Source organism: Pseudomonas sp. GW531-T4, assembly GCF_017349615.1.
GTDB lineage: Bacteria > Pseudomonadota > Gammaproteobacteria > Pseudomonadales > Pseudomonadaceae > Aquipseudomonas > Aquipseudomonas chlororaphis_I.
Genome location: NZ_JACMZT010000002.1, coordinates 1 through 25,120, shown reverse-complemented (window position 1 = coordinate 25,120; position 25,120 = coordinate 1). Strand labels below are relative to the sequence as shown.

20 protein-coding genes are annotated in these 25,120 nt (G+C 62.4%); 9 read left to right on the top strand and 11 right to left on the bottom strand.

All coding sequences use genetic code 11. The features are described from left to right. Positions 1 to 430: 430 nt before the first annotated feature. The 5 genes from J4D28_RS01815 to J4D28_RS01795 all read left to right on the top strand — a co-directional run bounded on the left by J4D28_RS01815 (position 431) and on the right by J4D28_RS01795 (position 7,198). A complete protein-coding gene (locus J4D28_RS01815) occupies positions 431 to 2,506 on the top strand; it encodes a type VI secretion system tip protein VgrG (protein ID WP_103330714.1) in 2,076 nt (691 codons plus the stop codon). Continuing rightward, positions 2,503 to 3,354, top strand: a complete 852-nt coding sequence (locus J4D28_RS01810; RefSeq protein WP_103330715.1) for a DUF4123 domain-containing protein — start codon at positions 2,503 to 2,505, stop codon at positions 3,352 to 3,354. The genes J4D28_RS01815 and J4D28_RS01810 overlap by 4 nt, the downstream gene beginning before the upstream one ends. Then, positions 3,354 to 4,130 (top strand): hypothetical protein, encoded by a 777-nt coding sequence (locus tag J4D28_RS01805; protein WP_103330716.1) that lies wholly within the window; start codon positions 3,354 to 3,356, stop codon positions 4,128 to 4,130. The genes J4D28_RS01810 and J4D28_RS01805 overlap by 1 nt, the downstream gene beginning before the upstream one ends. 92 nt (positions 4,131 to 4,222) lie before the next feature. Further along, on the top strand, positions 4,223 to 4,999 hold the full coding sequence (locus tag J4D28_RS01800) for a hypothetical protein (protein ID WP_103330717.1): 777 nt from the start codon (positions 4,223 to 4,225) through the stop codon (positions 4,997 to 4,999). A 12-nt stretch (positions 5,000 to 5,011) separates the two neighbouring features. Next, a complete protein-coding gene (locus J4D28_RS01795; RefSeq protein ID WP_103330718.1) occupies positions 5,012 to 7,198 on the top strand; it encodes a lipase family protein in 2,187 nt (728 codons plus the stop codon). Positions 7,199 to 7,368: 170 nt separating this feature from the next. Here the strand turns inward: J4D28_RS01795 and J4D28_RS01790 are convergent, their stop codons facing one another. Next, a complete protein-coding gene (locus J4D28_RS01790) occupies positions 7,369 to 8,388 on the bottom strand; it encodes an AraC family transcriptional regulator (RefSeq protein WP_009049107.1) in 1,020 nt (339 codons plus the stop codon). A gap of 78 nt (positions 8,389 to 8,466) precedes the next feature. On the opposite strand from J4D28_RS01790, the gene J4D28_RS01785 reads away from it, so the two are divergent. After that, complete coding sequence (locus J4D28_RS01785) at positions 8,467 to 9,333, top strand: phytanoyl-CoA dioxygenase family protein (RefSeq protein WP_103330719.1); 867 nt, start codon at positions 8,467 to 8,469, stop codon at positions 9,331 to 9,333. 90 nt (positions 9,334 to 9,423) lie between these two features. Here the strand turns inward: J4D28_RS01785 and J4D28_RS01780 are convergent, their stop codons facing one another. Beyond that, entirely contained in the window at positions 9,424 to 9,924 is a 501-nt protein-coding gene (locus J4D28_RS01780; protein WP_103330720.1) for an erythromycin esterase family protein, read from the bottom strand. A gap of 139 nt (positions 9,925 to 10,063) precedes the next feature. Further along, a complete protein-coding gene (locus J4D28_RS01775; protein WP_009049104.1) occupies positions 10,064 to 10,477 on the bottom strand; it encodes a CBS domain-containing protein in 414 nt (137 codons plus the stop codon). A 375-nt stretch (positions 10,478 to 10,852) separates the two neighbouring features. Here J4D28_RS01775 and J4D28_RS01770 point away from each other — a divergent pair, with 375 nt between their 5' ends. Continuing rightward, positions 10,853 to 11,602: an SDR family NAD(P)-dependent oxidoreductase gene (locus J4D28_RS01770; RefSeq protein ID WP_016705224.1), complete on the top strand. Its 750-nt coding sequence runs from the start codon at positions 10,853 to 10,855 to the stop codon at positions 11,600 to 11,602. A gap of 44 nt (positions 11,603 to 11,646) precedes the next feature. Here J4D28_RS01770 and J4D28_RS01765 read toward each other — a convergent pair whose 3' ends face one another. Beyond that, entirely contained in the window at positions 11,647 to 12,588 is a 942-nt protein-coding gene (locus J4D28_RS01765; RefSeq protein ID WP_041983722.1) for an AraC family transcriptional regulator, read from the bottom strand. Positions 12,589 to 12,698: 110 nt separating this feature from the next. Beyond that, entirely contained in the window at positions 12,699 to 13,592 is an 894-nt protein-coding gene (locus tag J4D28_RS01760; protein ID WP_103330721.1) for a LysR family transcriptional regulator, read from the bottom strand. 150 nt (positions 13,593 to 13,742) lie between these two features. On the opposite strand from J4D28_RS01760, the gene J4D28_RS01755 reads away from it, so the two are divergent. Together J4D28_RS01755 and J4D28_RS01750 are read left to right on the top strand one after the other, a co-directional pair. Then, positions 13,743 to 14,516 (top strand): SDR family NAD(P)-dependent oxidoreductase, encoded by a 774-nt coding sequence (locus J4D28_RS01755; protein WP_009049100.1) that lies wholly within the window; start codon positions 13,743 to 13,745, stop codon positions 14,514 to 14,516. A gap of 45 nt (positions 14,517 to 14,561) precedes the next feature. Next, positions 14,562 to 15,869 (top strand): MFS transporter, encoded by a 1,308-nt coding sequence (locus tag J4D28_RS01750; protein ID WP_103330722.1) that lies wholly within the window; start codon positions 14,562 to 14,564, stop codon positions 15,867 to 15,869. Positions 15,870 to 15,922: 53 nt separating this feature from the next. Here the strand turns inward: J4D28_RS01750 and J4D28_RS01745 are convergent, their stop codons facing one another. The 6 genes from J4D28_RS01745 to J4D28_RS01720 form a co-directional block, all read right to left on the bottom strand. Further along, on the bottom strand, positions 15,923 to 17,071 hold the full coding sequence (locus tag J4D28_RS01745; protein ID WP_258537340.1) for an MFS transporter: 1,149 nt from the start codon (positions 17,069 to 17,071) through the stop codon (positions 15,923 to 15,925). A 245-nt stretch (positions 17,072 to 17,316) separates the two neighbouring features. Continuing rightward, positions 17,317 to 18,030 (bottom strand): SGNH/GDSL hydrolase family protein, encoded by a 714-nt coding sequence (locus tag J4D28_RS01740; RefSeq protein WP_103330724.1) that lies wholly within the window; start codon positions 18,028 to 18,030, stop codon positions 17,317 to 17,319. A gap of 100 nt (positions 18,031 to 18,130) precedes the next feature. After that, positions 18,131 to 20,623, bottom strand: a complete 2,493-nt coding sequence (locus J4D28_RS01735) for a TonB-dependent siderophore receptor (protein ID WP_103330725.1) — start codon at positions 20,621 to 20,623, stop codon at positions 18,131 to 18,133. A 34-nt stretch (positions 20,624 to 20,657) separates the two neighbouring features. Continuing rightward, a complete protein-coding gene (locus J4D28_RS01730; protein WP_023965312.1) occupies positions 20,658 to 21,161 on the bottom strand; it encodes a RidA family protein in 504 nt (167 codons plus the stop codon). Positions 21,162 to 21,198: 37 nt separating this feature from the next. After that, on the bottom strand, positions 21,199 to 22,773 hold the full coding sequence (locus J4D28_RS01725) for an FAD-dependent oxidoreductase (protein ID WP_103330726.1): 1,575 nt from the start codon (positions 22,771 to 22,773) through the stop codon (positions 21,199 to 21,201). Positions 22,774 to 22,806: 33 nt separating this feature from the next. Next, positions 22,807 to 24,954, bottom strand: a complete 2,148-nt coding sequence (locus J4D28_RS01720) for a TonB-dependent receptor (RefSeq protein ID WP_103330727.1) — start codon at positions 24,952 to 24,954, stop codon at positions 22,807 to 22,809. Positions 24,955 to 25,120: the final 166 nt, after the last annotated feature.

Sequence of the window (25,120 nt, the reverse complement as noted above, 5' to 3'; positions counted from 1 at the left end):
ATTCCCCGGTGGGCGGCCTGCTGCCCTGGCGATCAGGGTGGCGCAGCATGCCGGTTTACGCGGCGTTGGAGAACGGGGTGGCGGTGAAAAAAGCAGTGAGAGGTGCCTGAACGTGGCGGATCGGACCAGTGCAGCCAGAACCCGTGGCATTCCAAGTGTTGTTGGCTGCCCAGGCCGAGAAAGAACTTAACGTCGTAAATCGCCCCAGCTAAACGGCACCTCCGCTTGAAACGCTCCATAACCGGATCGACCTGGCGATGCCTTATCCAACTCATTCTGAATAGCGACAATTCAACCGGTATTTTGGGAAAGCTCCCAACTATTTTCTTTTCCTCGCTTGTTAGCGTGAAGGCGTTTTTGCTTCCTGCATACCCACAGAAGCCTTTGCCCTCTGTGGGGCCACGCAACATGATTGGAAAAGGGACATTGGATGTTCAATGCAAGTCCACAGACGCATCTCAGCCTGACCGTCAATGACTTCAAGCACGACCTTCAGGTCCTTTCGTTCACTGGCCAGGAGTCCATCAGCGCCCCCTTTTCCTTTGATCTGGAGCTGGTCAGCGAACGGCCCGATCTGGACATCGAAAGCCTCTTGCACAAGCAAGCCTTTCTGGCTTTCAACGACCAGGGCGCTGGTATTCATGGACAGGTCTACCGCATCTCGCAAGGTGACTCAGGTAAGCGATTGACCCGCTACAGCCTTACCCTGGTCCCGCAGTTAGCCTATCTGGCGCACCGTACCAACCAACGAATATTCCAGCAGCAAACCGTCCCGCAGATCATCGCGCAGATTCTTGAAGAACACGGTATCCAAAGCGACGCTTACCAGTTTCAGTTGGGGTCGATCTATCCAGCCCGTGACTACTGCGTCCAGTACAACGAATCAGACCTCTACTTCATTCAGCGCCTGTGCTGGGAAGAAGGCATCCATTATCACTTTCAACATTCAAAACAAGGCCACGCACTGCTATTCGGTGACGACCAGACAATATTCCCCAAGCTGGGCAGGCCGACAGCCTATGTGCAGGACAGTGGCCTGGTTGCCGACGAACCCGTGATCAAAGGTTTTAACCTGCGTTTTGCGACCCGCACCAGTCGAACCACGCAACGCGATTACGACTTCGAGAAAGCCCGCATGACGCTGCAGGCCGACTATCGCCCAGCGCTCGAAAACGGACAGCCTGATCTGGAGGACTATCAATACCCCGGTGGTTTCCTTCAGCGCGAACGGGGCAAACTGTCGAGCCGACGGGCCCTGGAAGCCCATCGTGCAGACTACCGTCAGGCCGAAGGCAGAAGCGATCAACCCACGCTGGTCAGCGGTCACTTTCTGGAGCTGTCCGAGCACCCACGCCAGGAATGGAATGACCTCTGGCTGCTGACCTCGGTTCGCCATGAAGGCTTGCAACCTCAGGTGCTGGAGGAAAGCCTCCCCAGTGACACCAGCGAGCGCAAGGACGATTTCCATCAGGGCTACCGCAACACCTTTACCGCAACGCCGTGGGATGTGTTCTATCGCCCGCAACAGGCCTACGAGAAGCCCCGGATACTCGGCAGTCAGACCGCTTTGGTCACCGGCCCCAGAGGCGAGGAAATCCACTGTGATCAGTATGGGCGGGTCAAGGTCCAGTTCCATTGGGACCGCGAAGGTCAGACCGATGATAAAAGCAGTTGCTGGCTACGTGTCGCCTCCAGTTGGGCAGGAACCAGCCACGGCGCAGTGACCATTCCTCGGGTCGGCATGGAGGTCCTGGTTTCATTCCTGGAGGGCAACCCCGATTCCCCCCTGATCAGTGGCTGTCTCAGCAACAGCGCTAACCCTGTCCCTTACGAGCTGCCCGCCCACAAGACCCGCAGCGTCTTTCGCAGCCGCAGTTCACCCGACAGCACAGGCTTCAATGAATTGCATCTGGAAGACCGTAGCGGCCAGGAGCTGATCTACCTGCGGGCTCAGCGCGACATGGAGCAGAAGGTCGAAAATGACAGCCGCCTGGAAGTCGGTAACGAACGTAAGGAAACCATCAAGGGCAACAGCATTGTCGTGCTGGAAGCTGAAGACCACCGCACCGTCACCGCTGACCGCAAAGTCCAGCTCAAGGCCAACGACTACTTGTTGGTCGGTAGCAGCAGTCATACCTGCGTAGGCCAAACGCTGGTCGCCGAAGCGGGGCAGGAGGTCCACCTTAAAGCCGGAGCCAACCTGATTCTGGATGCGGGCGCCAGCATTACCTTGAAGGCCGGTGGCCAACACATCGTGATTGGCCCTGGTGGGATCTTCAGCAGTACTGATATTCAAATCGGTGGCGCACCAGTCGGAGGGACTGCGGCCAATCCCATATTGCCAGGGGCACTGACAGCCCTGATGGCCCCTCCAGCACTCCCCCCGATGATTGCCCCGTCCCAGAATGCCCTGATGGCCGTCTCCAGGGTGAAAAGCCCTGACTTCTGTCCGATCTGCGAGGCCTGCAAAAATGGTCTCTGCCTGACTGAGGGAGCCACGGCATGACCCGCACGACGCCTCAGCAATGGATGATTGAACAACGCCGCCTTGGGCGCGCCCTGTGCCTGATCCTGGATTCTGACGGGGAACTCGACACTCGCCAGCTTCTGTTAGGCAGTCTGGATACTGATCAGTATTGCAGTGTGTACAGCGAAACGCCTGTCTCTGATCTGGCGGATGCAGGGCCTTTTATGTTCCTCATCAGCCCTGAAGATGGACGCTTGAACGAGTTGCTCAAGGCGCCTGAAAGAAACTGGGGTTGGCTGGCCAGTGTTGCGCCTGAAGCAGGACTAAACGAACTGGTCAGACATTGGCGCGAACGGCTGATTGTCGGAATACGACCCCATCAAGCTCTCTACCGCTTTCACGACAACCGTGTGCTAAGCCGCGCACTTGGACACTTGACCGCTGAGGTCCTTCCTGAATACCTCGGGCCCATAATTAGCGCCTGCTACTGGCAGGGAGAACACTGGCAAGCCCTTGGCAATCCAGCCCCAGGCAACCATCCAGTCCCCAGGAACCCTGCATGGTGCAACGTGCCCGCTGAGGTCGATCAATCGGCACACCTACGCGAGGTCAATGCCCGCCGCTATCTACTGGCAGAGCATATGGAAGCCTACGCCCGCATTGCCGAGCAACAAGATCCCGGCTTATGGCTCAGTGCTCAGTTGGCCTTGGCGGACACCTGGAGCTGGCAATCGCCTGAGCAACTGGAGTTCTTGCTGGTCCAGAGTTTAAAGGAAACAGACGGTACACTTGCCGCGCGCTGGCAGGCGCACCCCGATGAAACTCCGGCAGCCCATTTCCAGCGGGTTTATCAGGCAACGCAATTTTGGCAAGGAGACGCCTCGTAATGACACGAATATTTAAAAGCCTGCTTTTGGGTTCCTGTATGGCCCTGGTAGCAGGGTGCGCTATTGGTCAATCGGAAAGTTTTACCTTTACGGCTGATCTGCCTCCCAACTTCGCTTACGAGGCTGTGGCTCAATATGCCCCCGCCAAGGGAGAAACCTGTACGGTTAAAAAACCGGATGTTGGCTACAACCAAAGATGGCATTTAGATTACAAGGAAAGATACAAGCCTGACTCTGAGATCCCCATCTATCGAACTGTTGAAGGTTGTCGGCTGGCTATCTATCGCGTCGAGTTAGATATTTACGCCACTTATGGAGAAGATCGTGGAGACTTCGGCAGCGACACGGCAGTAATTGTTGTTCGCGAGCAACTTGAAGAACACCAAAAAAGAGCTTTTGATGCTACTGGAGAAAGCGCCATAAATGGCCAGTGTCAATGGTCGTTCCGTACATCAGGGAAGACTCGCGTCCTTAGAAAACTCCTCGAATGCAAAAAAGTTGACGCTCAGGGCATGGCGACGAAAGGGCGTCCCGTTGGGGCTTACACCCTGGATCAACTACCGGGTAAAACCGTGAAACTGAAGATCAAGCTGGCTGATGAGGAAAGGCCTGCTATCGGTGATACCTGGGTCAAAGTTCCCAACGGCTGGAAACGTTGCATGGGCAAAAGCTTTGAAGACCAATATGCATTCTGTTTCGGAAACTATAAAGACTTCAGTACATTCCGCATGCCCGATGGCAAACAATGCTCCATTTACCCTGGCTGCACAGAATAAGGAAATCACTCAATGGCCACATTGGGTGAAGAATTAAAGCACCTCCAGCGGGTTTATCAGGCAACGCATTTTTGGCAAGGAGACGCCTCGTAATGACACGAACATCTAAAGGCCTGCTTTTGGGTTCCTGTGTGGCCCTGGTAGCAGGGTGTGCGATTGGTCAATCGGAAAGCTTTACCTTTACGGCTGATCTGCCGCCCAACTTCGCTTACGAGGCTGTGGCTCAATATGCCCCCGCCAAGGGAGAAAACTGTACGGTTAAAAAAACGGATGTTGGCTACAACCAAAGATGGCATTTAGATTACAAGGAAAGATACAAGCCAAACTCTGAGATCCCCATCTATCGAACTGTTGAAGGTTGTCGGCTGGCTATCTATCGCGTCGAGTTAGATATTTACGCCACTTATGGAGAAGATCGTGGAGACTTCGGCAGCGACACGGCAGTAATTGTTGTTCGCGAGCAACTTGAAGAACACCAAAAAAGAGCTTTTGATGCTGCTGGAGAAAGCGCCATAAATGGTCAATGTCAATGGCTGTTCCGTACTATTGGGCCTGATCGTTACATAACAAAACTTCTCAATTGCAAGAAGGTTGATGCTCAGGGCATGGTGACGAAAGGGCGTCCCGTTGGGGCTTACACCTTGGATCAACTGCCGGGTAAAACCGTGAAACTGAAGATCAAGCTGGCTGATGAGGAAAGACCAGCTATAGGCGATACGTGGGTCAAGGTCCCTGGTGGCTGGAAGCGTTGCATGGGCAAAAGCTTTGAAGACCAATATGCATTCTGCTTCGGAAACTATAAAGACTTCAGTACATTTCTCATGCCTGATGGCAAGCAATGCTCCATTTACCCTGGTTGTACAGAATAAGGAAATCACTCAATGACCACGTTGGATGAAGAGCTGAAACACCCGTTAAATAGCCGGATGTTTACCTGCCCTGTTCAAGGTAAATGGACCAGCTTTCAGTTAGTGGATGAGTTTGGTGAGGGGCAACCATACGCTGGACTGTCCTATAAAGTCATCGATACGGAAGGCTACACATACACAGGAAAGCTCGACGGCACGGGCACAGGAAAAGTAGACAATCACTTTGCAGGTCCAATAGCCCTAATTATCGAAGAACAGTATCAAGGGAGCAATGAGTTTTATGCTTATCTAAAGCAAAGACCCAACTACCCACTCCCAATAACTGAACTTCAAGTTCGTGCTGAGCAAACCCGTTACGCTCATAAAGATGGTTCTCGAACCCAAAGCAATCCGGCACAAGCCTGTGCAGATTCTTTCTTCCAAGTCGAAGTGCGTCATTTCGTCGAACATGTTGCTCACTTACCACCTGAGGTCGATTGTCATTACCCACTCCGTCCGGGATGGGCCAAGTTGATGCGTGAGCATGGTGAACGCGGTGTCTGTCTGCTGCCCAACAAACACAACGTACTGGAAGTTCGCCCTTTACGGGCCTTGCGCCCAATGCTCTCCACCGATTCTCAGTTCTGTGCATTGAATCTGTATCAACTCGCCATCATGGCCACCTTGAGCTACAACCCGTTTGGTCAGGAACCGGATAAGACTCCGATCAAGGAGAAGACAGTCCGTTTCCCGCAGAAACCGAGCATGGGTAACTGGTTTGGCGACGCCCTGGCCAAGTTCGATGAAATCTGGAAAGTGGACCCTGGGCAAGCCAGGGCGTACTACCCGCTTTACGAAGACATGCCGTACTCCAAACGCCTGGAGATCGCGCCGTTTGATCCTGACCTGTATCCATCGAACAGCCCGGATTTAGAAGAGGAACAAGAACATCCGGCCAAAATTCATTTTCTTGATGATCGTAACCAAATTGATAACACCGACACCCAAGCGTTTATCACGCATAACGATGAGTTGGTCCTGATTGCAGTACGCGGCACCAATGAAAAATTAGCGGATGGCCTTCGGGATGCCGACGCGCTCCAGGTCCCCTTTGTGGAAGGTGTAGGCAAGGTTCACCGAGGATTCTATGAGGCTGCTCAGAAGGTCTATGACCTCACCGCCAACTATCTCGACAAGTTCTACACCGGACAGAAACTGATCATTTGCGGCCATAGCCTGGGCGGAGCAATCACCTTGCTGCTCTCGGAAATGCTGCGTCGTCAGAAAAAATATCGTGCTGAAATCGTGCTGTACACCTACGGCTCCCCAAGAGCCGCCGACGCGACCTTCGTAAAAGGTGCTGCTGACTTGGTGCATTACCGCATGGTCAACCATAACGACCCAGTGCCAAGCGTGCCGGGGACCTGGATGAACACCAAGGCATCTGTCTATGGCACAGGTGCAGCCTTAACCTTCGTCAACGTCCCCTTGGGTCTCTCGGTGTTCGTCGCAGGTATTACTAACCTGAGCGGAGAACCCTATGAGCATCACGGGACGTTGTACCACTTCTTCACAGTAGACCTTGGTGGCAAGGAGAAATCCGCCATCCTCTGGGAGCCAGGTTGCGACACCATTACCCAGCATGCGGCCTGCACCCTGGCCATTCAACAGAACAAGGGGGTGCCTGAAAGACCGGGGTTGATTTCGCAGATTCTTGACGGGGGTAATCATTCAATGGTCGGCGGCTATATCCCTGGTTGCTGGGCGACATTGCGACGCTGGCAGGAGGCCCTGGAGCTCAAGAGTTCGCGAGTGACTGATGGAGAAGTCGAACGGGTCAAGGGGGACCTGACAAAAATCACTGACCAACTGCGCCTCAAGCGCCGCATGCTTAACGGTAACCCTGGTCCCTATGGCCGAGCCCATGAACTGGTCATCGAGGCGCTCAATCGCGAGGTCGATAAGGTGCAAATGACCCTTGATCGTCTGGAGACCCTACGCCGAGTGACGATTGACGAGAAGTATGTTTACGGCTCGGTCGCAACACAGCCTGACCTGCTGACCGAGAGCCTGCCGCGCTGGCAGGCTCACCCGGAAAACAGAGTGGCCGAACAACTGGCCATGGCTCCCACTGCGAATACAGATGATGGTCTGTTGGCTTCAATCTACGGACACACCATTGGTGCGCCACATACGCTTGATATCGACTCGATAATCTAAATAGCAGAGAGGCAGCCGGCAACGCCACTGAATGGTTGCCTGCAAGGATATCCGGCGCGAACCTCTACGGTTTGAAGAGCCCTTCAAGAACCTTCGCCACGGTCTCAACGGGCACTCCAGCGTCGTAGATGTCAAACGTAATCGTCCCCGAAGGGTGCCCCTGAGCCTGCTCAGCGCCGACCCCCGCGATAAGCCCCCGGCGGCAGTCCGGTCCATTGTTTGAACGCGCGCTGGAAGGCGCTGGGTTCCGAGTAGCCGAGGCGTTCCGCCAGCTCGGCGACACTCACCGAACCGCGGGCGAGCAGGGTGCAGGCCAGGTCGCGGCGCAATTCGTCGCGCACGCCGAGGAAGGTCACGCCCAGGGCGGCCAGGCGGCGGGCCAGGGTCTGGCGGGAAATGCCCAGGGCCTTGGCCGCCTGGATTTCCGACAGCCCGGCAAAGGGTTCGGCGGCGCACAGCAAGGCACGCAGGTGGGCTTCGAAAGTGGCCAGCGGGCCGGGGGCGATCACCGCCGGCAGCAGTTGGCGAGCGAAGCGCGCAACTTCCGCCGGCCGGCGCATCAGCGGTGCTTGCAGGTTCACGGCGGGCAGCTCCAGCCATGCGCCCGCGCCAAAGGCGGGTTGGCGCCCGAACAGAAAACGGGTTTGCGCGGTGAAGCCGGTGAGCTGTCGGGGCAGGACGATCCGCCGCAGCGGCAGGGTTTCGCCGGCGAGCCAGCTCCCGGTATGCCAGAGCGACAACAGCAGCATATGCGGCCACAGCACCGAATCGGTCTGGGCCCCGGGCCGGGGCGTCAGCCGCAGGCGGGCGATCTTGCCTTCGGTTTCCAGGCGCCAGGGCGCGGAACCATCGAACAGTTTGTAGAAGCGCGCGGCTTCGTCGAAGGCATCGGCCAGGGTCGGCAGGTGCACCAGCAGGCGCAGCAATTGCTCGAAGCTGCCCAGGGGCACCGGGCGGGTGAAAAAACCGAAGGCTTCGTCGGCGCCGAGGCCAACGCTCAGGCGGCTCAAGGCGCGGTAGTTGAGTGGCGCGACACGATAGCCGTCGCGCAGGGCTTCTATCGGCAAGTCGCAGCGCTCCAGCAGCGCCGCGCGTGCGCTGGCATCGAGGTGCAGCTGCCCCAGCATCTCGCGCACAAAACGCGCGGGAATGGTCGGGGCGACGATCCAGTGCGGGTAGGGGCGGGTCATGTCAGTTGAGACAAAGCGTCATTGGCGGCCACTCCGGCGTCCTGCAGATTGATGCGACTCACTCCCAGGAGCCAATCGATGACAACCACAACCTTGCCCGAGCGGCACGACTACATGAGCAGCGGATGCGCCAGGACCTATCGATCGACCGCCGGTACCCAGCCCGCCGTGCCCGCCGCGCAGCTCGATGAACTGATGGGCCAGCTGCAGCGCGACGGTTTCGTGGTGCTCGAACGGCTGTTCGATGACCAGCAGGTTAGCCGCATGCGCGAGGACCTGCTCGGCCGTTTTTCCCATACCGGGCGCAACTCGTTCGAGGGCGCGCGTACCCAGCGGTTGTATGCGGTGATTGCGAAAACCCGGGTCTGCGATGCGCTGGTGGAGCATCCGCTGATCCTCGGCCTGCTGGACCGGCTCCTCGCGCCCAACTACCTGCTGTCGCAGCTGCAGGCGATCAATATCCTGCCGGGCGAGTGTGCCCAGCACCTGCATTACGACGATGCCTTTTACCCCATGGCGCGCCCACGGCCGCCCTATGGCGCGGCGACGATCATGGCCCTCGACGACTTCACCGGCGACAACGGCGCCACCGTGGTGATTCCCGGCAGCCATCTCTGGGACGGGCGCCTGCCCACCGCCGCCGAACAGGCCGTCGTGCTGCCGGTGGTCATGCCCAAGGGCTCGGTGGTGTTGTTCCTCGGCACCCTCTGGCATGGCGGCGGCGCCAACACCACCGACGCGCCACGCCTGGCGCTGACGGCGCAGTACTGCGAACCCTGGGCGCGCCAGCAGGAGAACTTCATCCTGTCGACCCCGCGCCACGTCGCCCGGCAGTGCAGTGAACATATCCAGCGCATGCTGGGTTACTCGATCCACGCGCCGTTCATGGGCATGGTCAATGGCATGCACCCCAAGCGCATGCTCGAAGAGCCCCAGGAGCGCTGAGCACAAACCAGGCGGGCGGCGAGGGGGCGGCACTTATGGCGGGCGCGGCGGCCCCTCCACGATCAGTGGACCTCGCCGCTGCTGACGAGCTCAGTTGCGGTCCGCGACCTTCCTTTCTATCTCGGCGATTTTCCTGGCGATGTCCTCGGCTTCCTGCTCGTTGCCTTTCGCAGGGTCTGGCGTGTCGTCATCGAGGTCTTGGCGCTGTTCGTCCTCGTCGCGAGGATCTGCTGGCTCGGGGTGTTCTTCGCAGGAGGCCTCATGGCCGCGCTCGACGGAATGCCCATACAGGGTCGGGTCGTCCTGCCAGGGCGTCAGGCAGCCATGACGCCGGCGTGCTTCACGCGCCAGCTGCGGGGCGGTGCTATCGAGGTAGGCCAGTACTTCGCCGATGGAATTGCGCAAGCTATAGACATCGAGCCCGCGAAACTCGATGCGCTGGTCCGCGGGCAGGGTCCGGTTGTAGCGGTGCAGCCAACGGGTGAAGTCGCACACCTCGACGTTGCGCCACATCCAGCTCGGAAAGCGGCTGAATGCCTGGCTGCCACGACGGTGTGCACGATCAGGCTGGCGCAGGCTCATCCAGGCCATAAGAGGTTTGAACGCGGATTTTTCCGGTCTGTACCGCGCAGAGGACGAATACGCGGGAAAACCCGGGGCCGACGGCTGCCAGCCCACCGGGTAAATACTGGCCGTGGCCGCTCGGCCACAGCCGTCTGGGGCCAGGATATCAATGGGCCTTGGCCACGCCCTGGAGCACGGTGCTGTTGGCATCGCGATCGTGGGCCTTGACGATATTGCCCAGGGACACCACGCCCACCAGGCGTTTCTGCCGATTGACCACCGGCAGGCGCCGCAGCTGGATATCGGCCATGTTGCGGGCCACTTCGTCGACCTCCTGGTCGTCGAAGCAATAGCGGATGTCGCTGCTCATCACGCTGCTGATCGGCATATCGCAGCTTTGGCCCTTGGCCACGGCACGAATGACGATGTCACGGTCGGTGATCATGCCGACCAGCCGGTCCTCGTTGTTCACCAGGATGGCGCCGCTGTCGATGCTGGCCATCATGTTGGCGACTTCCCGCAGCGTCTGCTCGGGACGTGCGGTCTGTACGTTACGGGTCATGACTTCAGAGATCTTCATCAGGGTTCTCCTCGAAGGGCCGGGCCTTGCGGCCAGGCATGAAAGGCAAGGGCAGACGCCCTTGCGCGCAGGGTCCGGCAATGCTGTCGCTCGAATGTCGCTCGCAATGGCAGCAAGCATTAATTGGGAGTGTTGATTTTTTTAAAAAGTTGAAATTTGTTCGACGGCGCACGACGAGTGGCTAGCCGCTTATGAGCGGGCCATCGAAGAAGCGGTGGGGCAAAGGGTCGCCACACCTCTGGACGATGGCGAAGCTATTTTGGAGGACCAACTATTACCCGTCCGGGGCGTGGCTCATAAGCTGGGTTCGTTGATCAGAGGCCGATTGTTCAAGGCCTGGTCAGCGTTTCTGAACCTGGAAGAGAAGCCTACGAAATGAAAAGACTGCACAAGAAAATCGCCCTGGTCACCGGTTCGTCCAAGGGCATCGGCGCGGCCATTGCCAAGCAACTGGCCAAGGACGGCGCCACGGTGATCGTCAACTACAGCCGTGGTCGCGAGGAGGCCGACCGGGTGGTCGAAGAGATCCTGCAGGCGGGCGGTCGCGCCCATGCCGTCCAGGCGGATGTTGGCAATGCCCTGGAAGTGAAGGCGCTGTTCAAGGCCATCGTCCATGAGCACGGCCATCTCGATATCCTGGTGAACAACGCCGGCGTCTACTCCACCGCGGCCCTGGCCGAGATCGAAGAACAGGAGTTCCACCGCCAGTTCAACCTCAATGTCCTGGGCCTGATCCAGTGCACCCGCGAAGCGGTCGGCGTGTTCAACCCCGAGGGCGGCAGCATCGTCAATATCAGCTCCAGCGTCACCTCGTTCACCCCGGCCAACTCGACGGTCTACACCGCCTCCAAAGGCGCGGTGGACGCTATCACCCGGACCCTGGCCAACGAACTGGGGCCAAAGAACATCCGCGTCAACTCGGTCAACCCGGGGCTGGTGGTCACTGAGGGCGTGCATGCCAGCGGCTTCTTCGAAGACGCCTTCCGGCAGAAGATCGAAGCCATCACGCCCCTGGGACGTATCGGCAAACCCGAGGACATCGCCCCCGCGGTGGCGTTCCTCGCGTCCAGCGACGCCGGGTGGATCACCGGCGAGATCCTGGTGATCGGCGGCGGTCTGCACTAAACCTTGAAGGCAGCCTTGAAGGCGGCCTTGAAGGCGGCCTCGACCTAAGCCTCGACGGCGGCCGCCTGCTCGCGCTGGTACTGGCGTGGCGAGTGCGACATGACTCGCTTGAAGGCGGTGCTGAAGGCGCTCTCCGATTCATAGCCCAGGGAAAAGGCGATGGACGCCACCGAGTCGCCGGAGTTTCTCAGGCGATCGCCGGCCAGCAGCATGCGCCAGTGGGTCAGGTATTCCATTGGCGCGGCGCCGACTATCTGCTTGAAGCGCAGGGCGAAGGCCGAGCGCGACATGGCCGCCAGCCGCGCCAGTTCCTCGACTGTCCAGCGTCGCGCCGGGTTGGCGTGCAGGGCGCTCAGGGCGACGCTGAGGTTGCGGTCCGCCAGGCCGAAGAACCAGCCCATGCCCTCGCTGGCCAGGCTGCTAGGTTCCAGGGCCGCCAGGTGAGCCCGCAGCACCTCGACCAGCATGATGTGCGCCAGGTGCTCGTTCATCAGCGAGCGGCCGGGGCGCTGTTGTTGCAGCTCGGCGGTAAAGCGTTCCAGCGCCCAGCGCAGGATCGACGCCTGGGGCGAGTTGCCCTGCACATGCACCAGCGAGGGCAGGGCGCTGAGCAGGAACTGGGTGGGGACGCCGCTGAAATCGAAGCGCCCGCCGACCAGTTGCACATCGTCGCCGCCGTAATCGAGGGTGATTTCGTCCGGGGCCGGGGTTTGAAACAACCCTTCGGAATCCATGGCCGGCAGCCCCAGGTCGCTGGACAAGGTAAAGGGCACACCGCGGGTCATCAGGAAGCAGTCGCCTTGCTGGAGGCGTTGCGGCGTCGGCTCGCCACTGACCTTCACCCAGCAACTGCCCTTGACCACGGCCGTGAACTTGATGCCGGCCCGGCTGGGAAAGTCGAAGGCCCAGTCGCCACCCAGCTTCAAGGCCGCCGAATGGTAGTTACGGATTCTCAGCAGCGAAAGGACACCGGAAAGCGGATCCATGGGGGCACCTTTTCTGGACGATTGGCAAAATCAAACCGACTTTAGCATGCCGATAGTCCTGGAATGGGGCTGCCAGGAGGAAATCCTCGGTCCTGGGTTGTCGCTGATTATCATTGCCCGTGGCCCTCAAGGAACACGTCGCTGATCACCCCGAACACGGTGCTCTTCAGGGCATTGTCCAGTTCCACCCAGGCCAGGCCGGTGGTCGCCTGGTAGTCCCCGAGTTCCAGGGGGCGGGCGACCACGTTGGCGGGTAACGCGCGCCCGGCGTGGGCGGGCAGCAAGCCAATGCCGAGCCCGGCGGACACCAGGGCGAGCATGGTGGTGAACTCGCCCAGTTCCGCGGCGACTTCCAGTTGCGCGCCCTGGCGGTTCAGCTCTTGCATCAGTTGATCGTGAAAGCCCGGGGCGTAGCGCCTGGCCAGGATCAACACCGGCAGTCGCGCCAGCGCCGCCGGTTGCAGGGTTGCGCTCCAGGCCAACGGATGATCGTCGGGGAGCGCAACCATGAAACTCTCCCGCAGCACCTCCCGGGTCTGGATGCCGGGAATGATCGCCGGCAGGCGCATCAGGCCGAAATCCAGCTGGCCGTTTTTCAGCGCCGCGGCCTGGTCCGGCCCCGGCATGTCCTTGAGTTCCAGCTCGATGCGTGGGAAACGCTCATGCAGGGCGCGGATCAGAGCCGGCAGGAACTCCGGCAGTACCGAAGACACGAAGCCCAGGCGCACCCGGCCGATCTCCCCACGTCCCGAAGCCCTGGCCACGTCCATCGCATGGGCCGCCTGGTGCAGGGTCGCGCGGGCCTCGGGCAGGAAGATCGCTCCGACCTCGGTCAGCGCCACGGCGTGGCGGTTGCGCTCGAACAGGCGCACGCCCAATTCCTCCTCCAGTAGCTTGATCTGCATGCTCAAGGCCGGCTGGACGATAGCCAGCCGTTGCGCCGCGCGGCCGAAATGCAGTTCCTGGGCCAGGGTTACGAACGAGCGCAGGTGTTTGATTTCCATCGACCGACTCCAGGGTTGAAAACGCTTCGAGATGGTAATCACGAAGATTGATTACCAGATCAGCAATGACGATTGGACAGTGCCCGCCAGCTGCGCTGAAGTGCCCGCAAGGCCCATTCCAAAAACAGCGGCCGTCTCGCGGAGGAAAGCATGTCATTCAATCCCGGTAGTTTCCAGCTGGATGGGAGAAGGGCCCTGATCACCGGTTCAGGCAAGGGCATTGGCCTGGAACTGGCTCGGGGCCTGGGCGCCGCCGGCGCCAAGGTGGTGATCAACGATCGTAATAGGGACAAGGCACAGGCCGTTGCCCGGCAGTTGCGCGACGAGGGCATCGGCGCGGAGATCGCGGTGTTCGACGTCACCGATCGCGCCGGGCTGTTCGAGGCCATCGACACCTTCGAGACGCGGGTCGGCGCTATCGACATCCTGGTGAACAACGCCGGCATCCAGCGCCGCGCACCGCTGGAGGATTTCGCCGCCGACGACTGGCATGCCTTGATGCGGGTCAACCTGGACGGGGTGTTCCATGTGTCCCAGGCCGTGGCGCGGCACATGATCGGCCGGCGCCGCGGCAAGATCATCAACATCTGCTCGGTGCAGAGCCAGCTGGCCCGGCCGAGCATCGCCCCCTACGCGGCGTCCAAGGGCGCGGTGAAGATGCTTACCCAAGGCATGTGCGCCGAATGGGCGCGCCATGGCATCCAGGCCAACGGCCTGGCCCCGGGCTATTTCGCGACCGAAATGAACCGGGCGCTGATCGACGATCAGGCGTTTTCCCAATGGCTGTGCAAACGCACGCCGGCGGGGCGCTGGGGGCGGGTCGAGGAGCTGTGCGGCAGCGCGGTGTTCCTCGCCTCGGCGGCCTCGGACTTCATCAATGGCCAGACAATCTTTGTCGACGGAGGACTGACCAGCGTCGTTTGAGCCCAGTACCCGGACCTGAAAAACAACAACAAACAGGAGACACCCATGAGCCCTCTCGAAGAACCGGCACTGTCGCCGCATACCCGCGACCCGGCGCGACATCCGTCAACGACCGCCACGGCCTTCGCGCCCAAGCGCTGGCTGTACCTGATCCCGCTGATCTTCGTCACCTACAGCCTGGCGTATCTGGACCGGGCCAACTATGGCTTCGCCAGCGCGGCGGGCATCGAGCAGGACCTGGGCATCAGCAAGAGCACCTCATCACTGATCGGCGCCTTGTTCTTCCTTGGCTACTTTTTCTTCCAGGTGCCCGGCGCCATCTACGCGCAACGCTACAGCGTGCGCAAACTGGTGTTCTGCAGCCTGATCCTGTGGGGCTTGTGTGCGATGGCCACCGGCCTGGTGACCAATATCCCGATGCTGATGGTGATCAGGGTGTCGCTGGGCATAGTCGAGGCTGCGGTGATGCCGGCGATGCTGATCTTCATCAGCAACTGGTTCACCCGCCAGGAGCGCTCGCGGGCCAATACCTTCCTGGTGCTGGGCAATCCGATCACGGTGCTGTGGATGTCGGTGGTCTCGGGCTACCTGATTCAGGCCTGGGGCTGGCGCGAGATGTTTGTCATCGAAGGCGCGCCGGCGGTGCTGTGGGCGTTTGTCTGGTGGCGCCTGGCACGGGACAAGCCCGAGCAGGTCGACTGGCTGAGCCGGCAGGAAAAAAACCGCTTGGCCGCCACCCTTGCCGAGGAACAGCAGGGCCTCAAGGCGGTGCGCAACTATCGCCAGGCCTTCACCAGCCCGGTGGTGATCCAGCTCTGTGCCGTGCATGCCTTATGGAGCATCGGCGTCTACGGTTTCATCATGTGGCTGCCGACCATCATCAAGCAGGCGGCTGCCACGGATATCGTCACGGTCGGCTGGCTGAGCGCGGTGCCTTATGTGGCTGCCGTCGCCGCCATGCTCGTGGTGTCCTGGGCATCGGACCGCTCCGGGCGGCGCCAATCGCTGGTCTGGCCGCTGCTCGGGTTGGGCGCGCTGGCGTTCTTCTGCTCGTACTTGCTGGGGCCTTCGCACTTCTGGCTGTCGTTCGCCTTGCTGACCGTCGCCGGCGCCGCGCTCTACGCGCCCTATGGACCGTTTTTCGCGCTGATCCCGGAAGTGCTTCCGGCCAATGTGTTCGGCGGGGCGATTGGCCTGATCAACGCCTGCGGCGCGCTGGGCGCCTTCGTCGGTTCGTGGATCGTCGGCTACCTGATCGGTCTCACCGGCAATCCCGGGGCGGCCTATGTGTTCATGACCCTCGGTGTGCTGTCTTCGGCGCTGCTGATGGCGGTAGTGAAGGTCAGGCGTTGAAGGCTCGCGGTATGCGGGCGCGGGCCGCTGCTGGCCAGCGCGTCCGGGACGACTCAGCGAGCCGCAAAACGCGTGCGGCGAGCCAAGGCGAACAAGCCCAGGCCAATGACCAGGAACAGCCCCAGCGCGACGTTGCTGGCAGTGACGATGCCGCAGGCGTCCACCAACAGCCCCAAGGGCACCGGGGTGGCGTTGAACAGGTAGACGGTGGCGTAAAAATAGGCAATCAATTTGCCGTGGCTGTGCCGGGGCGCCAGCTGATTGACCAGGCGGGCATTGCCGACGAACAGCGCGCCATAGGCATAACCGCCGATCGCCAACCCCGGCAGGGCGAGGTACAGGGCCTGGCTGTAGCAGGCCAGGAGCAGGATCAGCAGCGTCAGGCATTGGCACAGCCAACCGCTGAGCAGCGCCTGGCGGGCGTCCAGGCGCTGGCAGTAGAGCTGGCTCAGGCCGGCGATCAGCAGGTAGGCGCAGATCACATAACCAAAGACCCCGCGGTCCTCCAGGCCAAACACCTGCTGCGCCACCTGCGGGCCGATCACGAACACACAGGCGGCGAACGACCAGCTGAAGAACACACTCCAGGCGCAGAGGTGAAAGGGCAGGCCGATGCCACGCAAGGCTTGCCTGAGGCTGGCCGGGCGGGTGTTTTCCGGAGTGGGCGCCGCCGCATCGCTGGCCGCCCGGGATGGCCAGAGGATCAGGGTCGCGACCGCCGACGCCAGGCCGAGCGCGGCGATCAGCCAGAAGGGCGATGCCAGGGGACGCAGTTCCAGCTGCAACGCCGCGCCGCTGACCAGCGGCCCCAGGGCCAGGCCCGAAACCATCGCCAGGGTCGCCACCAGGGCCGGCAACTTGTCGTTGTGCCCCGGGTTGAAACGCACCAGCGCCACATTCACCGCCGCGGTCATCACCCCCGAGCCGAGGCCGGCCAGCAATCGCGCCGCGCACAGCGGGCCCAGGGACGTGCCGTGGGCAAAAGCCGCGGCACCAACCAGCACCAGCAGGCTGGCGGGGACGAACAGGCGACGCAGGTCGCTGACGTTGCCGGCGATCCGCGCCATGGCCACCAGGGCGATCAGCACACCGATGCCATAGGCGCCGAAAATCAGCGTCAGGTCCAGCGCGCTCAGGTCGAACTGCTCTTTGTAGAAGGGGTAGAGCGGGGTCGGAGCACTGCTGTTCATCAGGGGCACCATCAAGGACAGCGCCAGGCAAAACAAAAAGCAGCTCGAACGCCGTCCACCGACAAGCGTGGATGCGGGCATAAGGTATCGGGTCCGTTGGGTATCGAGGGAGCGTCAGGGCGCCGGTTCAGGGCTGACAGGCAGCTGCGAATCGGCCAGCCAATGATATCGAACAGGCTGGCCGGCACCATGCGCGAAACCCCGGGGTTTATTGGCCGGCGTCCAGGGCTGGGGCTGGTGTGAGGACAGGGAGTGGCTTAACGACCGCAACGCTGGCGAATCACCTGCGCCGCTTCATCCGCGAGGATCCGGTAGAGCACCGGGGAGGGGTGGAAGCCGTCGCCGGCCATCAGGTTGGCGGCCGGCTGGAAGCGGGTCGCCAGCAATGTGCAGTGCTCCAGGCCGGCCAGCAGTTCGGCCAGCAGGCTGTTGAAGCGCCGGGCCCTGAGGCCCAGGTACCAGCGCAGCGGCTGGGGCAGGGCGGGGAACAGGTGCATCGGCGGCACGGGCAGGAAGACGATGTGCCGGGCCTCGAAGCGCTCGCTCAGGAGCTCGATCAGGCGCGAGATCCGCGCCTGCCATTCGGCTGCGGCGATGGTGCTGGTGACATCGTTGACGCCGATGGACACCAGCGCCACATCGAAGGGCTCCACCGGGCCGCCGTCCAACAGCTGGAACAATTGCTGCGAATCCAGCCCGGACTGTGCCCGCAGCTGCCATGACAGCTGGAAGTCGCCGGCCAGCCCGGCCACCAGCCGGCCGGCAATCGCCTCGTCCTGGGTGCCGGCGCCGACACCCGCCGCCGCGGAGTCGCCGAGGATCAACAGGCGCAGGGCCGGCCCGTTGGCGGCGGCATGCCCGCCTTGGCGCGGGCCCTCGGCCTCTGGCAATCTGGGGGTGACCCAGCGGGTGTAAAGGCCCTGGGCGAGTAACAGCGGCCCCAGGGCCACCTTGGCGAACACGTCAGTCATGGGCAGCTACGCTCGCGGTAAAAAGGGCGACGCCTGGGGCAGGAGCCCGGCGTCGCATCGAAGCCCGGCACCCGCGGCATTACCTCTGCCGCGGGGCACCTCAGAAGGCATATTGCACCCGAGTGTAGTAGTAACCGCCGGTGAAGCCGAAGGGCGAATAACTGCCCCAGTTATCGCCGAACGACGAGTTGCTCACCCCGATATGGTCGGGGTACTTGTCGAACAGGTTCTGCGCGCCCACCGCCACGGTCAGTTGCTTGTCGAAGGCATAGGCCACGTCCAGGTCGGTGATCCACTTGGCCGAGTATTCGCGGTCCAGGTCCGGGTTGCTCGAGCTGTTGACCTCGGTGTAAGTGCCGTAGCGGGTCAGCCGCAGGTTGACGTCGAAGTCGCGGATCGCCCAATCGGCGGAGAAGATCATCTTGCTGCTGGGCGAGGTCTTGGTGAGCAGCGCCCGCGACTGCCGTCCCAGCAGCTGGAAGTTGCTGCCCAGGGCGCTCAGTTGCGCGGGGGTGTCGCTGACGCTGAGGATTTGCGTGTGGTTGTAGTTCAGCGCCGCGGTCCATTTCACCGAGCCGTAGTGGGCCAGGTTCTGCCGGTAATTGCCCACCACATCGACCCCGGAAGTGCGGGTATTGGCGCCGTTGGTGAAGTACTGCGCGCCGGCGGTGGCGGGTACGCCGATGCTGTCGAGCAGGGCGGCGACGCCGGGGCCCTGGAAGCGTTCGCTGAGCACCAGGCGGTCGCGCAGGTTGATCACGTAGCCGTCCACGGTCAGGCTCAGGTCGTCGCTGGGGGTCAGGGCAAACCCCAGGCTGAAGTTGGTCGAGCGCTCCGGCTTCAGGGACTGCGCGCCCAGCGCCTGGGCGCCGGCCGAATCCACCGGCAGGATCACGTAGTTGTAGGACTGGTAGACGCCATTGATGGTGTCGAAGCCGGTCGAACGCGCGGTGAAGATCTGGTTGGCCAGGGACGGCGCGCGAAAACCGTTGCTGATAGTGCCGCGCAGCGCAAACACCGGGTTGAACTCATAGCGGGTGCTGAGCTTGCCGCTGCGGGTGGCGCCCACGCCTTCGTTGTAGTGCTCGTAGCGCGCGGCGACGCCGACATACCACTGCTCCACGGGGTAGAAACCCAGGTCGATGTAGCTGGCGACGCTGTTGCGGCTGATTTTCTGCTCATCCTCGGGGCTGATGCCATTGGTCACCTGGGCACCCGGATCGGGGCGTTGCCCGGCGCGCGGGTGGCCGGCGGGAAACACATAGCCGCCATCGAGATAGGAGGCTTCGGAGCCGGCGCGGGTCTCGTAGCTTTCGCGCCGGTGCTCGAAGCCGAAGGCCAGGTCCAGCGGCTTGGCCAGGCCGATCTCGTAGCTGCGCTTCAGGTCCAGGTTGCTGGTCAGCTGGTCGGCGATATAGATGCCGGAGGTGAACTTGTTCGGGGTGTTTTCCCCCAGCGACGGGTTCTGGTTGTCGTAGGTGCGCTGCTTGGCGTAGTTGCGCCCGTAGGTGCTGCTCAGGTCCCAGGCCCAGCCGCCGAAGTCCTCGCCCTTGGCGCCGAACGCCGACTGGAAGTCGGTTTCGTTGACCAGCCAGTACGGGCTGTAGCCGTTGGGATAACCATTGGGGCCGGTGGTGATGGTGTTGCGGCCGTTGGGCAGGCGGAAGTTCTGGCCGTCGTTGTTCTCCCGGGTGGCCAGGGTCGAGAACGAATACAGGGTCACGGTGTCGTTCAGCGGCAGGTCGAGGTTGTAGCCGACATCGGCCAGCTGGCTGCGGGGCAGGCCGTAGCCCTTGTAGGTGTGGTGGCTGGCGTCGGCCTCGCGTGGGTCGGGCGAGCCGTCGGCCAGCGGGTAGTAATGGCTGCTGTAGCCGTTGCTGCCGGCCTTGTTGTCGCGCTCCTGGTAACGGGTGTCGAGGGAGACATTCAGCACCCCGGCCTCGCCGAGCTGGAAGCCGTAGTTGAGCGCCTCCTGGGCGGTGCCGCGCTTGCCGTCGTAGCCCTGGCCGAGGGTGGTGTCGGAACTGCCGCCGGTGGTCTGCTTGAGGATGATATTGATCACCCCGGATATCGCGTCCGAGCCGTACTGCGCCGCCGCGCCGTCGCGCAGCACCTCGATATGGTCGATGGACGCCACCGGGATCAGGTCGAGGTCGCTGGGCGCCGCGCCGCTGTTGATGCCGTTGATGTTCAAAGTGGCGCTGGTGTGCCGGCGCTTGCCGTTGACCAGCACCAGCACATGGGAGGCGGTAAGCCCGCGCAGGGTGGCCGAACGCACCACGCCGCTGGCGTCCCAGCCGGCGCGGTCGGGCAGGTTGAAGGACGGGATGAACTTGCTCAGCGCCTCCAGCAGGCTGGGTTTGCCCACCGCCCGCAGTTGTTCGCCGGTGACCACGTCGATCGGCGTCGGGCTGGTGGTCACGGTGCGTTCGGTGGCGCCACGGTTGCCCGTGACCACCACCGTGTCGAGGGTCGGCGAGGCGCTTTCGGCGGCCCCCAGGTTGGATGAAGCCAGGCCGCAGGCAATCGACAGCGGCAGCAACAACGGGCGATAGACCGTTGCAGTACGTCGGGCAGTTGAGCGCTTGAGCATGAGAGGGGGCTCCTGAATATCGGCTAGGTCCGGGTCACTTCTTGCGCGCGGCGACGGCTTCGATTTCCACCAGGCCGCCCGGCAGTGGCAGGGCGACCACCTGCACCGCGGTGCGCGCCGGCTTGTGCGGCTGCTCGGCGCTGCCGAAGAACGGCGTATAGCCTTGCTGCAACCCGGCGAAATCCAGCTTGCCGCCCTTGGCCGGGTCGCCCACCAGGAACACCCGCAGCTGGATCACGTCCCCCAGGTCGAGGCCCTGGCTGCGCAGCACGCCCTTGAGCTTGTTGAGGATCGAGGTGGTCTGGGTCGCGGTGTCGCCGTAGGCGGCAAAGGAATCCTTCGGCGCTTGCGGGTCGTGCAGGTCGGCGAGCAGGCCGCTGACGAACAGCAGCTCGGTCTGCGCCGGCACCGCCACCGCCAGGGAAATCGGGAAGTTGGAGTTGGGCAGGGCGATGCGCTTGATCTCATCGGCGTGGCTGAGGCTGGTGAAGGCGGTGGCGGTCATGAGCAGTCCTGCGAGCAGCGTGGTGGTTTTCATCGGTCGGTCCTTCTGTCTTGGGGAAAATGGGGGGGAATCAGGCAGCCACACCCGGTTGCTGGCGTTCGGCATGGCGGCCGATCAGGCTGACGATGCGCCGCGCCGAATCGGCGGCGCTGTTCTGCCAGATGCCGACGCCGCCATGGGCCAGGGCATCGCTGGCCAGGTAGGTGCGGCCCTGGGGCTGGTTGAGGATGTGGTAGGCCTGCTCGCCGACCTCGTCGTTGACGATCCACGGGCCTTTGCTGAAGGGCACCTTGGACCAGTTGATGGCCACCGGTTTTTGCAGCTTGGCGCTGTGCCCGGGGTGCAGCAGTTCGACGGCCTGGCGCGAGGAGGCGAACTGCTCGGCCAGGGATTTGCGGCTGAAGGCCTGGGCCGCTTCGCTGGTGTTGTAGGCGGCGACGAGGATGCCCTGGGCGCTGTTCAGCCGGTCGCTGGGGTACCACAGGCCTTTGACTTCATGGTCCAGGTAGGACAGCCCGCCGAAGATGTTGAAGTCGGTTTCCCAGAAGCGCGGCGATTGCCAGGCCACCTTGTTCGCCTGGTCGCTCTGGGCGCTGAGGATCGCCTGCTTGAACGGCGTGCTGAAGTTGTTCGGCAGCTTGGCCAGCAGCGGCAGGGGCACGGTGACGATGGCGTAGTCGGCGCTCAGGGTCTGGCTCTTGCCGGTCTGGCGGTCCTTGTAGGTGATGCGGCTGCCTTGCTCGGAAGTCTGGATGTCGCTGACCTCGGCGTGAAAGCGCACCGCGTCCTTGAGCTGGTCGTAGAACGCCAGGGGGATGCGGTCCATGCCGCCCACCGGCTGGAACATGGTCGAGGAAAACTCGGGGATTTCATCGAACACCAGTGCGCCCCACAGCTTGGGATTGAGCAGGGTCTGCAACTGCAGCGGCGCGCGGGTGATGCCGGTCTGGTCGCCGGCGCCGGGCAGGCGGGTGTAGCCCGAGCGCACCGAGCCCTGGTATTTGAAGTCGGCGTTGAGGTCGCCATAGACCTTGAGGAAGTTCAGCAGCGCCTGGCGGTCGTCGGCGCTGAGGTCCTGGTCCAGGGCCTTGCGGCTGACGCTGCGCGCCAGCAGCTCGGACAGCTGGCCACGGCTGTCGTTGACCGCCTGGCGCAGCTGGAACGCCGGCTGCCGGGCGTCCGGCAAGGCCAGGGCGTTGCGGCTGCTGTTGACCAGCACTTGCAGCTCGACGCCCAGCTCGCGGCAGTAGCCGAGGAGGGTCTGGTGATGGCTGGGAATGCGCGCCGGGCCGGCGTTGAAGAATTGGCCCTCATCGAAGTCCACGGTCTGGCTGACGCCGTCGTCGAACTCCACCTTGCTGCCGCGGCGCAGGGTCCAGTTGCGTCCGCCGACCCGCTCGCGGGCCTCGAGGATGGTCACGCTGAAACCGGCCTTGCGCAGTTCATAGGCGCTGACCAGCCCGGAAATGCCGGCGCCGACCACCACCACATGCTTGCCTTTGCCGCTGCTGCCCAGTTGCAGCGGGTCGAAAGCCGCCGCCACGGCCTTGGGCGTGAGCCCCAGGGCGTCGAGGGCGCCGACGGCGGCGGAATAACCACCGACGGCAGCGATACGGGAAATCAGTTGCCTGCGGGTAAAAGCCATAAGGTACTCCTTGGCGTGTTTGCCGATGAGGGGTCAGAGGTCGTAGCGCACGGACAGCAAGAGGGTTCGCGGGTCGTTGACGGCGTAGTAGCGGGCACCACTGGACGGCACGTAGCCGACCGACTGCGGGTAGGCGCGATCGAGCAGGTTTTTCACCGCCAGGGTGGTGGTCCAGTGGCCGTCGCCGGAGATGTAGCGGGTGTTGGCGTTCCAGAAGGTCTGTTGGGGGATTTCCTGGATGTCGTCGTTCAGCGCGTTGGCGTAGGACCTGGTCTGGAACTGCGCATCGGTGCCGGCCAGCCAGGTGCCGGGCAGGCCGGCGGGAATGCTGTAGTTGAGGCCGACGCTGGTGTTCCAGCGCGGCGAGAACACCAGCTGCTTGCCGTTGGCATCGACCCCGGCGCCGCTGGCGTTCTCGAAGTCGTCGTACTGGCTTTGCAGGTAGCCGAGGTTGAAGGTCAGCTGCAAGTCGTTGGTCAGGGCGCTGAGGGTTTCCAGCTCGACCCCGTAGGTGTGGGCCTGGCCGACGTTGGTGCGCAGGCTGACGCCCAGCGCCGGGTCGTAGGCATTGGTCTGCAGGTCCTTGTAGTCGTTGTAGAACAGCGCCAGGTTGGCCCGCAGGCGACGGTCGAAGAAGTCGCCCTTGAAGCCGGTTTCCCAGGTGGTCACGTCTTCCGGGGAAAACGCCTGCTCGGCGGCGGCGCGGGTCGGCGCGCGGTTGTCGTAGCCACCGGCCTTGAAGCCCTTGGCCACGTAGGCGTACTGGTTCAGGTGCGGGGTCCAGGCGTATTCGAAGCCGAGTTTCGGGCTGGTGGACTGCCAGGACTTGCTCGAATCGGCGCTGAAATTAGTGCCGGTGATCCGTCGCTTGCTGTCGATGGCGTAGTTGTCGTACTCGAAATTCTTGTGCTCGCGGGTAAAGCGCAGCCCGGCGATCAGCGACAGCTGCGGAGTGATCCTGTAGCTGCCCTGGCCATACAGCGCGTAGCTCTCGGTGTGGGTGGTGCTGTACTGGCCCTGGCCGATCACCCGGTTGCGCGCCACCGAGTAGGTGAGGTTGTCGCGCTCGGCGTCGAACTGCTCGCGGTACAGGTACAGGCCGGTGCTGAAGCTGAAGTCGTCGTAGTCGCCGTTGAGCTGGAATTCCTGGGTGGCGTAGTCCTGCTTGTAGAGGATCAGGTTGTTCTGGATCAGCGCCGCCTGGCCCGAGTTGTCGTAGTCCACCGGCTGGTGGAAGGCCGAGTAGGCGGTCACCGACTTGAGGTTCAGGTGCTCGTCGATCGCGTAGATCGCCCGCAGCACCGAGCTGCCCTGGTCGAGGCGGTTTTTCGGATCGAGGCTGCTGTAGCTCTTGAACTTGTCGAAGCGGCCGTTGGCATCGAAGGGCGTGTAGCTGGTGGTGTCGCCGCGGTCGAAGGTGCCGGCCAGGGTCAGTTGCACATCCCAGGGCGAATCGTCCGGCTTGTAGCGCAGCTTGCCGCGGTACGACTGGATATCGACGTTGTTCACGTCCTTGCCGCGGGTGGGGTTGGAGACGGTGCCGTCGCGGCTCAGGCGGATCGCCGAAAAGCTGCCGAACAGGGCGTTGTCCACCAGCGGCCCGCTGATCAACAGGCGGCCGTTCCGGGCGTTGTAGTTGCCGGCGCCGAGTTCGAGGAAACCCCGGGTTTCCTGGGTCGGGTCGCGGGTGATCACGCGGATCGCCCCGGCGCTGCTGTTACGTCCGTACAGGGTGCCCTGGGGGCCGCGCAGCACCTCGACGCGCTCGACGTCGTTGAAATCGAGCATCGAGGAAATCGCCCGCGGGATGTACAGGTCGTCGGCGTAGACCGCCACGGCCGCTTCCTGGATCGGATCGGTCTCGCCGATGCCACGGATGCCGTAGGTCTGCGCGCTGTAGGAGATCGACTGGCGGCTGAGGCTGAGGTTCGGCACCTGCCCGGAGAGATCGCGAATGCTCTTGATTTGCTTGTCTTCCAGGGCTTTTTCATCGAACGCGGAGATCGCCAGCGGGGCCTTTTGCAGGTCCTCGGCATGGTGCTCGGCGGTGACGGTGACCACTGGCAGGGCGGCCTTGTCGGCGCCCTCTGCGGCGTGGGCCGACAACCCGGCCAGGTTCAGCGAGACGCCCGCGCTGAGCGATACGGCCAGCGTCAGGCGGTGTGCGGTGAAGTGCTGCATGGTGAACCCCAGGTGTGTAGGTTGGCGTTGTTTTTTTTCGGGCAAGGCTGCGCCGGGGCCATGCTGGGAAAGCCATGGCGGCGGGGGGCTTGGGCCGGTTTTTCAGGTTCGGGTGGCGCAATTGACCGTGGAGTGGTGTCGGCCGGAAAACGCAATTCCATGGGCC

Bases quoted from the DNA above. Each gene is read 5' to 3' on its own strand.
- J4D28_RS01790 (WP_009049107.1), bottom strand. From the start codon at position 8,388: ATGACCCGCCCCTACCCGCACTGGATCGTCGCCCCGACCATTCCCGCG.
- J4D28_RS01760 (WP_103330721.1), bottom strand. From the start codon at position 13,592: ATGGAAATCAAACACCTGCGCTCGTTCGTAACCCTGGCCCAGGAACTG.
- J4D28_RS01805 (WP_103330716.1), top strand. From the start codon at position 3,354: ATGACACGAATATTTAAAAGCCTGCTTTTGGGTTCCTGTATGGCCCTG.
- J4D28_RS01730 (WP_023965312.1), bottom strand. From the start codon at position 21,161: ATGAAAACCACCACGCTGCTCGCAGGACTGCTCATGACCGCCACCGCC.
- J4D28_RS01765 (WP_041983722.1), bottom strand. From the start codon at position 12,588: ATGGATCCGCTTTCCGGTGTCCTTTCGCTGCTGAGAATCCGTAACTAC.
- J4D28_RS01740 (WP_103330724.1), bottom strand. From the start codon at position 18,030: ATGACTGACGTGTTCGCCAAGGTGGCCCTGGGGCCGCTGTTACTCGCC.
- J4D28_RS01810 (WP_103330715.1), top strand. From the start codon at position 2,503: ATGACCCGCACGACGCCTCAGCAATGGATGATTGAACAACGCCGCCTT.
- J4D28_RS01785 (WP_103330719.1), top strand. From the start codon at position 8,467: ATGACAACCACAACCTTGCCCGAGCGGCACGACTACATGAGCAGCGGA.
- J4D28_RS01745 (WP_258537340.1), bottom strand. From the start codon at position 17,071: ATGGTGCCCCTGATGAACAGCAGTGCTCCGACCCCGCTCTACCCCTTC.
- J4D28_RS01775 (WP_009049104.1), bottom strand. From the start codon at position 10,477: ATGAAGATCTCTGAAGTCATGACCCGTAACGTACAGACCGCACGTCCC.
- J4D28_RS01780 (WP_103330720.1), bottom strand. From the start codon at position 9,924: ATGGCCTGGATGAGCCTGCGCCAGCCTGATCGTGCACACCGTCGTGGC.
- J4D28_RS01800 (WP_103330717.1), top strand. From the start codon at position 4,223: ATGACACGAACATCTAAAGGCCTGCTTTTGGGTTCCTGTGTGGCCCTG.
- J4D28_RS01815 (WP_103330714.1), top strand. From the start codon at position 431: ATGTTCAATGCAAGTCCACAGACGCATCTCAGCCTGACCGTCAATGAC.
- J4D28_RS01750 (WP_103330722.1), top strand. From the start codon at position 14,562: ATGAGCCCTCTCGAAGAACCGGCACTGTCGCCGCATACCCGCGACCCG.
- J4D28_RS01725 (WP_103330726.1), bottom strand. From the start codon at position 22,773: ATGGCTTTTACCCGCAGGCAACTGATTTCCCGTATCGCTGCCGTCGGT.
- J4D28_RS01735 (WP_103330725.1), bottom strand. From the start codon at position 20,623: ATGCTCAAGCGCTCAACTGCCCGACGTACTGCAACGGTCTATCGCCCG.
- J4D28_RS01770 (WP_016705224.1), top strand. From the start codon at position 10,853: ATGAAAAGACTGCACAAGAAAATCGCCCTGGTCACCGGTTCGTCCAAG.
- J4D28_RS01755 (WP_009049100.1), top strand. From the start codon at position 13,743: ATGTCATTCAATCCCGGTAGTTTCCAGCTGGATGGGAGAAGGGCCCTG.
- J4D28_RS01720 (WP_103330727.1), bottom strand. From the start codon at position 24,954: ATGCAGCACTTCACCGCACACCGCCTGACGCTGGCCGTATCGCTCAGC.
- J4D28_RS01795 (WP_103330718.1), top strand. From the start codon at position 5,012: ATGACCACGTTGGATGAAGAGCTGAAACACCCGTTAAATAGCCGGATG.